This window comes from Salinisphaera sp. C84B14, assembly GCF_040361435.1.
Classification (GTDB): domain Bacteria; phylum Pseudomonadota; class Gammaproteobacteria; order Nevskiales; family Salinisphaeraceae; genus Salinisphaera.
The window spans coordinates 235173-246593 of record NZ_APNL01000004.1 but is presented as its reverse complement, the minus strand read 5'-3'; the positions used below and the strand labels follow the sequence as shown (position 1 = coordinate 246593).

The 11421-nt window shown below is 63.1% G+C and carries 10 protein-coding genes; 2 read left to right on the top strand and 8 right to left on the bottom strand.

The window, feature by feature from the left end:
- Position 1 precedes the first annotated feature (1 nt).
- Positions 2-1363, bottom strand: a complete 1362-nt coding sequence (locus C84B14_RS05220; protein ID WP_353222382.1) for an efflux RND transporter periplasmic adaptor subunit — start codon at positions 1361-1363, stop codon at positions 2-4.
- A gap of 204 nt (positions 1364-1567) precedes the next feature.
- Between C84B14_RS05220 and C84B14_RS05215 the strand changes: the two genes are divergently transcribed.
- The gene (locus tag C84B14_RS05215) at positions 1568-2254 is read left to right on the top strand and encodes a TetR family transcriptional regulator (RefSeq protein WP_353222380.1); all 687 of its coding nucleotides are present in this window, start codon (positions 1568-1570) and stop codon (positions 2252-2254) included.
- Here C84B14_RS05215 and C84B14_RS05210 read toward each other — a convergent pair.
- From C84B14_RS05210 to tkt, 7 genes are all read right to left on the bottom strand, one after another.
- The gene (locus tag C84B14_RS05210) at positions 2248-3051 is read right to left on the bottom strand and encodes a SanA/YdcF family protein (protein WP_353222378.1); all 804 of its coding nucleotides are present in this window, start codon (positions 3049-3051) and stop codon (positions 2248-2250) included. The genes C84B14_RS05215 and C84B14_RS05210 overlap by 7 nt on opposite strands.
- 153 nt (positions 3052-3204) lie before the next feature.
- Complete coding sequence (locus C84B14_RS05205) at positions 3205-4383, bottom strand: vWA domain-containing protein (protein ID WP_353222376.1); 1179 nt, start codon at positions 4381-4383, stop codon at positions 3205-3207.
- Between the two features lie 30 nt (positions 4384-4413).
- On the bottom strand, positions 4414-5259 hold the full coding sequence (locus tag C84B14_RS05200; protein ID WP_353222374.1) for an AAA family ATPase: 846 nt from the start codon (positions 5257-5259) through the stop codon (positions 4414-4416).
- Positions 5256-5378, bottom strand: coding sequence for a hypothetical protein (locus C84B14_RS05195; RefSeq protein WP_348766315.1), 123 nt, complete (start codon positions 5376-5378; stop codon positions 5256-5258). The genes C84B14_RS05200 and C84B14_RS05195 overlap by 4 nt, the downstream gene beginning before the upstream one ends.
- A gap of 12 nt (positions 5379-5390) precedes the next feature.
- On the bottom strand, positions 5391-6572 hold the full coding sequence (locus C84B14_RS05190; protein WP_353222372.1) for a phosphoglycerate kinase: 1182 nt from the start codon (positions 6570-6572) through the stop codon (positions 5391-5393).
- A 28-nt stretch (positions 6573-6600) separates the two neighbouring features.
- Positions 6601-7608 (bottom strand): type I glyceraldehyde-3-phosphate dehydrogenase, encoded by a 1008-nt coding sequence (gap, locus tag C84B14_RS05185; RefSeq protein WP_353222371.1) that lies wholly within the window; start codon positions 7606-7608, stop codon positions 6601-6603.
- Between the two features lie 73 nt (positions 7609-7681).
- Positions 7682-9682, bottom strand: a complete 2001-nt coding sequence (gene tkt / locus C84B14_RS05180; protein ID WP_353222370.1) for a transketolase — start codon at positions 9680-9682, stop codon at positions 7682-7684.
- Positions 9683-10153: 471 nt separating this feature from the next.
- Here tkt and C84B14_RS05175 point away from each other — a divergent pair, with 471 nt between their 5' ends.
- The gene (locus C84B14_RS05175) at positions 10154-11332 is read left to right on the top strand and encodes a ferritin-like domain-containing protein (RefSeq protein ID WP_353222368.1); all 1179 of its coding nucleotides are present in this window, start codon (positions 10154-10156) and stop codon (positions 11330-11332) included.
- Positions 11333-11421: the final 89 nt, after the last annotated feature.

Here is an 11421-nt window from a genome sequence, read left to right as displayed (position 1 = left end):
TTCAGCTGCCCCGACCGACGTTGGCGGCATAGGCGTCATCGGTGCGATACGCCTGGCGCGCCCCCGACGAAGCACGCGGTTGATTCATGCCCTGGAGCGGTTCGCGCGGGCTCAGGCGCAGGTCCTGCGTGTCGATACCGACCACCGCGTTGTCGTTGTCGCCGTGGCGCACCTCGGCGGACTGGCCCACGGGCTGATCGTCATCGTTCGACTGCGACTTCCCGGCGTCGTCCTTTGCACCCTGGCCCGGCGCATTCGCCGGCTCTTCCTGCTCGGATTTGACCTTGACCGGCGCACCCGGCTTGAGCTGGCCCAGCCCGGAGACGATCACCTGCTCGCCCCCCGACAGACCCGACTCGACCAGGCGGCCGTTTTCCACATCCGGGCCGAGCTGAACCTTCACGGCCTTGGCCTTGCCGTCGTCGCCCACCACAAACACCTGGGTCTGCTGCTCGCCGTCTGATACCGCCACGTTGGGTACCACAACCGCGTTATGACGCGTATCCAGTCGGATGCGTGTGCGCACATAGCGCCCCGGCATGAGCGCATTGTTGGCATTTTCCACCACCGCCCGCAGCTGTACCGTGCCGGTTTCGGGGTTGATGGTGCTCTGGGTGAAGTCCACCACGCCCTTGGCCGGAAATTCATCGCCGTTGGGCAGGATGATTGTGGCCTCGCGGGTTCGTTCGCTGGTGCGCTGCGCGCCCATGGCTGCCAATGCCTTGTTACGGGCGATGGCGTCGTCTTCGGGCAGAGCGAACAGTACCTGCACCGGGTCGAGCTGCGTAATGGTGGTCAGCTGGGTGCCGCTGCTCACAAGCGCCCCCTCGTCGACGTCACGCAGGCTGGTAACGCCGGTCAACGGCGCTTCGACCCGGGTATAGCCGAGGTCGATCTGCGCCGCGTCGAGATTGGCCTGCGCCTGTTCAACCGAGGCCCGCGCCGTTTCCAGCTGCGACAGCGAATCGTCGCGCTCGGCTTCGCTGACCGCGTCCACTTCATACAGGCGACGCACGCGTGCCCAGTTACGCTGGGCCTGATTCAGCGAGGCCTTCGCGCTGGAAAGCTCGGCCTTGCGTTGGTTGACCACGGCCTGAAACGGTCGTGGATCGATCGTGAAGAGCATGTCGCCCTGCTCGACGATCTCGCCTTCGTTATAGAAGCGCTTTTCCAGAATGCCCTCGACGCGTGCACGCACTTCCACGGTACGGCGCCCGCGCACGCGGCCCGGATATTCGGACATGATATCCACGGTGTGCGGAATCACCGTCTTAACGTCCACGGAGACAGGCGGCTGCTGTTGCTGGCCTGCCTGCTGACCGCCGCCTTCGCCGTCACCGCCGCTACCACAGGCAGCGAGCACGCAGGCAAAAACGATTACACAAGAAAAACGCAGGCCAATCGAAGCTCGGCGCGCGGGCGCAGACAGGGGGTAGCGCATAGAGGTATTACCGAAGGGGCCGGAAGAGCTAGCTGAATATAGCATTAAGTATACATACATTCGCGTATGTATGTTCAAAACTTTTCGGGTATGATTTCCATATGATCACGCCGGGATGACGCCCCCATGGCAAGACGGACCAAGGACGAATCGGCCCAGACACGAGAAACTATACTCGACGCGGCCGAAGTCGAGATGCAGGCACGCGGCGTGTCTCAGACCTCGTTGAACCGCATCGCCCGGCGCGCGCAGGTCACCCGCGGGGCGATCTACTGGCATTTTGCCGACAAACGGGCCCTGCTCGAGGCGATGGTCGCGCGCACGCATCTTCCGCTACGAGATCTGCGCGAGTGCCTGAGCCAGCATATCCCGGGCAACGAGCCGTTATGGCTTCTGCGCGAGGTCATGCGTCATGGCCTGGAACGGTTGGGCAACGACCCGCGCCACCGGCGAGTCTGTCATATCGTCATGCACCGCTGCGAGGTCACGGACGAAGGCCATCCGGCCGATGCGCTCATGCGGGCAATGTTCGAGGACGCCCGCGAGGTCATTCTGTCGCTATGCAGCGAAATCGATCAGCTCGACCTGCTGCATCCGCCGCTGTCCGCACGCGACGCCAGCGATATGGTGATGGCATTCGTAGCCGGCCATTACGAGTGCGTGCTGCGCCACCCCGAAACCCATAGGGCCGATCGCGACTGGGCTCCCCTGGTCGACGCGGCGCTGCGTGGCCTTATTACGGAGACCGCAGCGCGAAGGCTGGCCCGAGAGCCGGCGGCCAAGCCCCGGGAACTCGAACCCGCCGATCACTGAGGCGATTGTTCGGCGCGTTCGCGGGGTTCAGTGTCGGCGTTCTCGCGCGCCTGGGCGCGCTGGTCCGGATAGGCCATTGGCGGGCGCGGCACGACCAGAATGCTGGGCCAGTGGCGTGGCACTCCGTAAACCGGCGCGATCTCGTTATCGCGCACGACGAAATCGAACACCGGTTCGGCCTCGTTGATGTCGATATGCCGCTGCGGCCCGAGAAAACGTGGCCCCTTGGCCAACAGGAATAGATCCACCACGGCCTTGAATCGGGCCAGATACTCGCGGGCCTCGGCACGCAGCGGCTGACGCCGATCCTCCTGGGGCCGGATATAGGCCATCGCCTCGACGCCGTTGTAGCGGGCGATGAAAAGCGCCCGATAGACGTGATATCGCTGCGACACGATCACGAAGCGATCGAGCCCGAACACCTGTTGCGCGCGCACGATCGAATCCAGGGTACGAAACCCGGCAAAATCGAACGTCAGCGCAGAGTCCGGCACGCCCAGGCGACGCAGGGCCTGGTACATCTTGCGCGGCTCATTATAGGTGCGATCAGGATTCGCGCCGGACAGCAGCAGATGGCGTACCCGCCCCGCCGCGTACAGTTCGGCCGCAGCCATCATGCGATGGGTAAACAGCAGATTGCGGTTGCCGTGGCGGGTGAACGGGCTCGTACCCAGAACCACGCCCACGTCGTGCACGCTCAGCCGACCCATGTCCTCGACAATGAAGGCACGGGTGGCCGAGACCACCCAGGCGTTGGCGGCGAGCACCAGCAACAACGCCGCCCCGATCGCGCTCAACGCAATCTTGACAATGCGGCGGCCGACACGGCCAAACGATGGCGATTCAGATATGGCGGTCATCACGACGAAAGCAGCGCGCAGGCGCGGGCAAGGATAGCGCGAAAACGATGTCGATAGCGCGACTTATCGACAGTCGCCGAGCCCGCGGCTTCAGTCGGCCAGCTGCTCGATCGCCGCTTCGAGCCCGTCCAGGGTCATCGTGTACATACGATCGTCCATGAGTTCGCGGGTCATCTGGATCGACGGCGTGTAGTCCCAGCGCTGACGCGGCTCCGGGTTCAGCCAGACCGCGTTCGGGAAACTCTCCAGCAGCCGTTGCAGCCAGACCGCGCCTGCTTCGGCGTTCCAGTGCTCTACCGAGCCGCCCGGATAGGCGATCTCGTAGGGGCTCATGGTGGCATCGCCGACAAAGATCGCTTTGTAGTCGGAAGTGTAGGTATGACAAACGTCCCAGGTCGCGTGCTGCTGGGTACGACGGCGACGGTTATCGCGCCACAGCCCCTCGTAGGGGAAATTGTGGAAATAGTAGTATTCAAGATGCTTGAACTCGGCCCTTGCGGCCGAGAAGAGCGACTCGACGGTGGCGACGTGGTCGTCCATTGAACCGCCCACGTCGAAGAAGATCAGCAGCTTGACCGCGTTGCGCCGCTCGGGGCGCATATGCAGATCGAGATTGCCCGCATTCTTGGCGGTCGCACGAATGGTGCGCTCCATATCCAGCTCTTCGTCCGCGCCGGTGCGGGCGAAGCGCCGCAGCTTGCGCAGCGCCATCTTGATATTGCGGGTGCCGATCTCCTGGGAGCCGTCGAGATTGGCGAATTCGCGCTTGTCCCAGACCTTGACCGCGCGCCGATGGCGCGAGCCGTCCTGGCCGATACGGATGCCTTCCGGATTGTAGCCATAGGCGCCGAACGGCGAGGTGCCGGCCGTGCCGATCCATTTGCTGCCGCCTTCGTGGCGTTCGCCCTGCTCTTCGAGACGCTTCTTGAGCGTTTCCATGAGCTTGTCCCAGCCGCCCATGGCCTCGATCTGGGCCTTCTGCTCGTCGCTAAGCTCGAGCTGCTTCATGCGCTCGAGCCATTCGTCCGGAATATCGGTGGTCAGGTCCTCGGTCGCGGCCTGGATACCGTCGAAGTAATGGCCGAACACTTGATCGAAGCGATCGAACTTGGTCTCGTCCTTGATCAGGGTCGCTCGCGACAGATAGTAGAAATTCTCTACGCTCATGCCGCCGACGTGGCGATCCAGCGCCTCCAGCAGCGTCAGGTACTCGGTCACCGACGGCTTGAGGCCGGCGTCGCGCAGTTCGTAGAAGAATTCGATCAGCATGGCAGGCCGCGGATTCGGCGCGCGCGGCTTTTAGCCGCGGCGCGTCATGAACGCCAGGCGCTCGAACAGATGCACGTCCTGCTCGTTTTTCAGCAGCGCGCCGTGCAGCGGCGGCAGCGCGTCGCGGGCATTCTTGGAATGCAGTGCCTCGGCCGGAATATCCTCGGCCAGCAGCAGCTTCAACCAGTCGAGCAGCTCTGATGTCGACGGCTTCTTCTTGATGCCCGGTACGTCGCGCACGTCGAAGAACAGGTCCATCGCATCCGAAAGCAGGTTCTTCTTGATGTTCGGGAAGTGGACATCGACGATTTCGCGCATCGTGCCCTTGTCCGGGAACGAAATGAAATGGAAGAAGCAGCGACGCAGAAAGGCGTCCGGCAGTTCCTTTTCATTGTTCGAGGTGATGATGATGATCGGACGATGACGGGCTTCGATGGTCTGATGCGTCTCGTAGACATCAAAGGCCATGCGATCGATCTCTCGCAGCAAATCGTTCGGGAACTCGATATCGGCCTTGTCGATCTCGTCGATGAGCAATACCGGCTGCGTGTCGCAGGTGAAGCATTCCCACAACGGCCCCGGCACGATGTAGTTGGCAATATCGTGCACCTTCTCATCGCCGAGCTGCGAATCCCGCAGCCGCGAGACGGCGTCATATTCGTAAAGCCCCTGCTGGGCTTTCGTGGTCGACTTGATATGCCACTGGAAAAACGGCTTGTCCAGCGCTGCCGCGACTTCTTCGGCCAGCATGGTCTTGCCGGTACCCGGCTCGCCCTTGATCAGCAACGGCCGTTGCACTGTCGCGGCCGCATTCACCGCAAGTTTGAGGTCGTCTGTGGCGACGTAGCGGTCGGTGCCGGTGAATTGCGTGGTCATAAACGTGAATCGCGGTTGTAAATCAGATCGATCGCGGTAGCGACCAGACCTTCAGTGTCGTGGAAATGAAACGCCTTTTCAATAAAAACGCCCGGCGCAGGGGCCGGGCGTTGCTTCATTGCGCCGGCCGTTCAATCGGCGGCGCGTTGCTCCAGCACAGCGATCGCGGGCAGCGTCTTGCCTTCCAGAAACTCGAGAAAGGCGCCGCCGCCGGTGGAGATATAAGACACCTCCTCTTCGATACGGTATTTCTCGATCGCCGCAAGCGTGTCGCCTCCGCCGGCGATCGAGAACGCTTCGCTGCGTGCGATCGCCCGTGCCAGCACGTGTGTGCCGCCGCCGAACTGGTCGATTTCGAATACGCCCAGCGGCCCGTTCCAGACGATGGTGCCGGCGTCCTTGAGAATCTCGGCGATACGATCCCGACTTTCCGGGCCGAAATCGAGAATCATCTCGTCATCCTCGATCTCGGTCACCGGGCGCACCTCGGGATGGGCCTCGGGCGAAACCTCCGTGGCCGTGACCACATCGGTCGGCAACGGAATCTCGCCGCCGCGGCGACGTATTTCGCGATCCACCATACGCGCCGCGCCCACCAGATCCGGCTCGTGCAGCGACGCCCCCACGTTGTGACCGGCCGCTGCAAGGAAGGTGTTGGCGATACCACCGCCCACGATCAGCTGGTCGGCGACGTTGGCGAGGCTTTCCAGCAGTTCGAGCTTGGTCGAGACCTTGGACCCCCCCACGATCACCACCAGCGGTCGCGCCGGATCGCCCAGCGCCGCCTCCAGCGCTTCCACCTCGGCCGATAACAACGGCCCCGCACAGGCCACCGGCGCGTAACGGGCCACGCCTTCGGTCGATGCCTGGGCCCGATGGGCGGTACCGAAAGCGTCCATCACGAACACGTCGCATAGAGCGGCCATCTTGCGCGAGAGTCCTTCATCGTTGGCTTTTTCACCGACGTTGAAGCGCACGTTCTCGCACATCACGATCTCGCCCTCGCCGACGTTCACGCCGTCGAGCCAGTCGCTGACCAGCGGCACGTCGCGGCGCAACAATTCGCCGAGATAGCGGGCCACCGGGGCGAGGCTATGGTCGTTGTCGGGCTGCCCCTCCTTCGGACGACCCAGGTGCGACATGACCATCACCCGGGCGCCAGCATCGAGCGCGGCCTGAATGGTCGGCACCGACGCCTTCAGGCGGCCGGCCGAACTGACCTCGCCGTTGGCGAACGGAACGTTGAGATCCTGTCGGATCAGCACCCGTTTACCGGCCAGATCCACGTCCTGCATCTTGAGCATGGCAGTCATGTCGCGCTCCTGCGTCTCGTAGTCCTGCTTAACCGGCCTTGGCCAGGGCCAGCGCGGTATCAAGCATGCGGTTGGAGAAACCCCATTCGTTGTCGTACCAGGAGCAGACCTTGATCAGCTTGCCGCCGGCGACCTTGGTCAGCGGGCCGTCCACCGTCGACGAGGCCGGATCGTGGTTGAAGTCGCTGGAGACCAGCGGCGCTTCGCTGTAAGCGAGCACACCCTTGAGCGGTCCTTCGGCAGCCTTCTTGAGCACGGCGTTGACTTCTTCGACCGTGGTGTCCTTGGACACCTGCGCGGTCAGGTCGACCATCGAGACGTTGATCGTGGGCACGCGCACGGCGAAACCGTCGAGCTTGCCGTTGAGTTCCGGAAGCACCAGGCCCACGGCCTTGGCCGCACCGGTGGCGGTCGGAATCATGCTCTGGGTGGCACTGCGGGCACGACGCAGATCCTTGTGATAAACGTCGGTGAGCACCTGGTCGTTGGTATACGAGTGGATGGTGTTCATCAGCCCGTATTCGATGCCGAAGGCGTCGTGCAACGGCTTGACCAGCGGCGCCAGGCAGTTGGTCGTGCAGGAGGCGTTCGAGATCACCTTGTCGTCGGCGGTAATGGTGTCGTGATTGACGCCGTAAACCACGGTGGTGATATCGCCGGCCGGCGCAGAAATCAGCACCTTCTTGGCGCCGCCTTCCAGATGTGCGCTGGCCTTTTCCTTGCTGGCGAACAGGCCAGTGCATTCCATCACGATATCGACGTCGAGCTCGCCCCAGGGCAGATCGGCGGGGTTGCGCTCGGCCAGCACCTTGATCTTGTCGCCGTTGACGACCATGTGCTCGCCTTCGATCGACACTTCGCCCGGGAAACGACCGTGGGCGGTGTCGTACTGGGTGAGATGGGCGTTCGCCTCGGCGTCACCCAGATCGTTGATGGCAACGATCTCGATTTCGCCATTGCGGCCCGACTCATACAGCGCACGCAGCACGTTGCGCCCGATACGACCGTAACCGTTGATCCCGACTTTGACTGCCATAGCTACCTCTTTACTAACGGTCTGGCCGCTTCGGTGCGGCCAGTAAGAACATGAATTGAATACGGGCCGGGCTTCAGCCCAGCTGTGCGCGCACGGCGTCGACCACGCTGTCGACGGTCACGCCCATATCGGCATAGACATCGCCGGCCGGGGCCGACGAGCCGAAATCGTTCACGCCGACCACATGCCCGGTGGCGCCAACAAAGCGATACCAGCTGTCGCTGACCCCGGCCTCGACCGCCACGCGCGCAGCGATCGTCGCCGGCAGCACCGATTCGCGATAGTCGGCGCCCTGGGCATCGAAGGCTTCGATACAGGGCATGGAAACCACGCGTACAGCCACGCCCTCCTGAGCCAGGCGATCGGCGGCAGCGACGGCCATTTCCAGCTCGGAGCCGGTACCGATGATCAGTGCCTGCGCTTCGCCCTCGGGCTCGCTGAGCACATAACCGCCGCGCGCAATGGCGGCCACCTGGGCGGCATCGCGCGGCTGGTGATCGACGTCCTGGCGCGACAGCGCCAACGCGGTCGGCCCGTTCTCGCGCTCGATCGCGGCCTGCCAGGCGACCGCGGTTTCCACATCGTCGCCCGGACGCCAGACATGCAGGTTCGGTATCAGGCGCAGGCTGGCAATATGCTCGACCGACTGATGGGTCGGCCCGTCTTCACCCAGCCCGATCGAGTCGTGGGTATAGACCAATATGTTGCGCGAGCGCATGAGCGCAGCCATGCGCACCGCGTTGCGGGCATAGTCGGAGAACGTCAGGAAGGTCGCGCCGAACGGTGTGAAGCCGCCGTGCAGGCTCAGGCCGTTGGTGATCGCGGTCATGGCGAACTCGCGTACGCCGTAGTAGACGTAGTTGCCGCTGTAGTCGCCGGCGCTGATCGGCACATGGCCCTTGAAATCGGTGCCGTTCGACCCGGATAGATCGGCCGAACCGCCGATCAGTTCCGGCAACAGGGCCGCATAGGCTTCGATAGCCGCCTTCGACGACTTGCGCGTGGCCGTACGCTTGCCCTCGGCCTGTACCTTTTCTATGAAGGCACGGCACTGTGCCGGCCAGTCGCGCGGCATCTGGCCTGCCATGCGACGCTCGAACTCGGCCATGTCGTCGGCGTATTTGGCCGCATAGGCCGCACGGGCGTCCTGCCAGTTCTTCTCGGCGGTCGCGCCTCGATCGTGCTTGTCCCAGGCCGCATAGATATCGTCCGGCACGGCAAAGCGCGTTTCGTCGGCCCAGCCGATCTGCTTACGCGCGGCGGCAATCTCTTCGTCGCCTAGCGCGGCGCCGTGCACGCCGGCGGTGCCCTGCTTGTTGGGCGAGCCCCAGCCGATCACGGTCTTGCAGCAGATCAGGGTCGGACGGCCGGTTTCCTGGCGCGCGGTTTCAATGGCGGTCTTGATCTCGTCGGCGTCGTGGCCGTCCACGTTACGCACCACCTGCCAGCCATAGGCTTCAAAGCGGGCCGGCGTGTCGTCGGTGAACCAGCCCTGGGTTTCGCCGTCGATCGAAATGCCGTTGTCGTCGTAGAAGACGATCAGCTTGCCCAGCCCGAGCGTGCCGGCCAGCGAACAGGCCTCGTGCGAGATGCCTTCCATAAGACAGCCGTCGCCCGCGAAGCACCAGGTGTAATGATCCACGAGCGTCGCATCGGCGTGATTGAAACGCGCTGCCAGCGCGGCTTCACCCAGCGCCATGCCCACGGCATTGGCCAGCCCCTGGCCCAGCGGGCCCGTGGTGGTTTCCACACCCGGGGTCATGAAATTCTCCGGATGACCCGGGGTCTTGGAATGCAGCTGACGAAAATTCTTGATGTCGTCGAGCGATACGTCATAGCCGGTCAGATGCAGTAGCGCGTACTGCAGCATGGAACCGTGCCCGTTGGACAGAATGAAACGATCACGATCGACCCAGTCCGGATTGCCCGGATTGATCTTCATGTAGTCGTTGAACAGCACCTCAGCAATATCGGCCATGCCCATGGGCATGCCCGGATGGCCGGAGTTGGCCTGCTGGACGGCGTCCATCGACAGAATACGGATGGCGTTGGCGAGATCACGGCGTGCAGGCATCGACAATCCTATGACGCGGCTTGACAAAGGCCGTGCATTGTCTATTAAAGCGCCCATGTGGGCAACACAGGATTAAGTGCCCGCACGGGCACGAATTGCCGAGCACCTTGCCCTGCACCGGCGCTGGACGCGGGCATAAATCGCGCAATCGCAGCCATCCCGCAGGCAATCCACGCCCCGTCACGAATATTTAATCGACGCCGAGATGCCTGACGACGCGTCTGCAAAAATCTTAATTATCATGCGCTTGGTAAATAATGCCCAAATGGGCGAGCGTAGAATCGCCTAAAGACAGCACCCGCGCATCCCGCCCTGCCCTCGACTCGCGGATTGGCTGTGCTAGCGTCGGTCATGGGGCTATTGCCGTTACCGTACGCTGACACCCAGAGCAAGTATTAACACGGCGCACGTCGGCCATGCCTTGTCCATCGGTTGCAACACCGATTTCCACAAACCAGAGGGATTCAGCTCATGGCAGACCAAAACGCTAAGACAGAACAACAAAGCCCGGTCGAAATCATCAGCGGCACGACGGGCAAACCCATCAGCAACTCGCGGCGGCGGTTTCTGAGCAATGCCGGCATGTTCTCGGCCGGCCTGGTCGGCAGTTCGCTGCTGGCAGCCTGCAGCGACAACGACGGCTTTGCGAATGCCCAGTCCAACAACGCCGGCAATAACGATCTGTTTGCGAACGCACCCAGCGACGCTGCCGTGCTGCAGTTCGCGCTCAACCTCGAATACCTGGAAGCCGAATACTATCTGGGCGCCGTGACCGGTTCCGGCCTGCAGGCCTCCGATACGAGTGGCAGCGATGGCGGCATGCCCGCCGGTACCGTCACCTTCCCGCAGCAGGGTGCGGTCAACTTCACCGGCGAAGGCCTGATCGGCCGTTATGCCGCCGAGATCGCCTCCGACGAGCTCGATCACGTGCAGTTCCTGCGCTCGGGGCTGTCCCAGGCCGGCGGGCTGATCGCCCGTCCGACGATCAACCTGAGCAGCTCGTTCGACTTCGCCGCAACCGCGGCCCTGCGCGGCGCCGGCGTGATCGGCAGCGGTGCGACCGCGACGTTCAACCCGTACGCCAGCCCGCTTGGCTTCCTTATCGGGGCCTTCATATTCGAGGACGTCGGCGTGACGGCTTACAAGGGCGGCGCCCAGTTCCTGCGTAATCGCGACTTTTTGACCGCAGCCGCCGGCATACTCTCGGTCGAGGGTTATCACGCGGGCCTGGTGCGCACGATTCTTACGGCGCGTGCGGAAGACGGCGAAACCGTGACCTTCAATACCAGCGAAGGCGACCAGACCCTGCCGCTCGGCGCCGTGATAAACGCCATTTCCGGGGCTCGCGACAGCCTCGACGGCGAAGACGATCTCGACCAGGGCATCACCGGTGACGGCGTTAACAGCGTTTCGATCTACGGCATGAATTACGATGCAACCAACATCGTCCCCACCGACGGTAGCGGCATCACGTTCTCGCGCACACCGGCACAGATCCACAATATCGCCTACCTGACGCCCAACAGCGTGAGCCCGATGGCGAACAACGTGCCGTCGACGAGCTTTTTCCCGGAAGGCACGAATATCGCGGCTGCCGAGGCGCTGGAAGCCAGCGGCGGTGCCACACAAAGCAGCAACACCACGACCTGAATTCCTATAACCGCGAAATAAAAACCTCCATACCCGTTCAACGAGGGCGCCCCTCGTGAACTTTAGCCCCGGCCTCGGCCGGGGCTTTT

Coding starts and splice junctions, on each gene's coding strand:
- C84B14_RS05215 (WP_353222380.1), top strand. CDS start 1,568: ATGGCAAGACGGACCAAGGACGAATCGGCCCAGACACGAGAAACTATA.
- C84B14_RS05205 (WP_353222376.1), bottom strand. CDS start 4,383: ATGCTGATCGAATTCTTCTACGAACTGCGCGACGCCGGCCTCAAGCCG.
- C84B14_RS05200 (WP_353222374.1), bottom strand. CDS start 5,259: ATGACCACGCAATTCACCGGCACCGACCGCTACGTCGCCACAGACGAC.
- C84B14_RS05195 (WP_348766315.1), bottom strand. CDS start 5,378: ATGAAGCAACGCCCGGCCCCTGCGCCGGGCGTTTTTATTGAAAAGGCG.
- C84B14_RS05190 (WP_353222372.1), bottom strand. CDS start 6,572: ATGACTGCCATGCTCAAGATGCAGGACGTGGATCTGGCCGGTAAACGG.
- gap (WP_353222371.1), bottom strand. CDS start 7,608: ATGGCAGTCAAAGTCGGGATCAACGGTTACGGTCGTATCGGGCGCAAC.
- tkt (WP_353222370.1), bottom strand. CDS start 9,682: ATGCCTGCACGCCGTGATCTCGCCAACGCCATCCGTATTCTGTCGATG.
- C84B14_RS05175 (WP_353222368.1), top strand. CDS start 10,154: ATGGCAGACCAAAACGCTAAGACAGAACAACAAAGCCCGGTCGAAATC.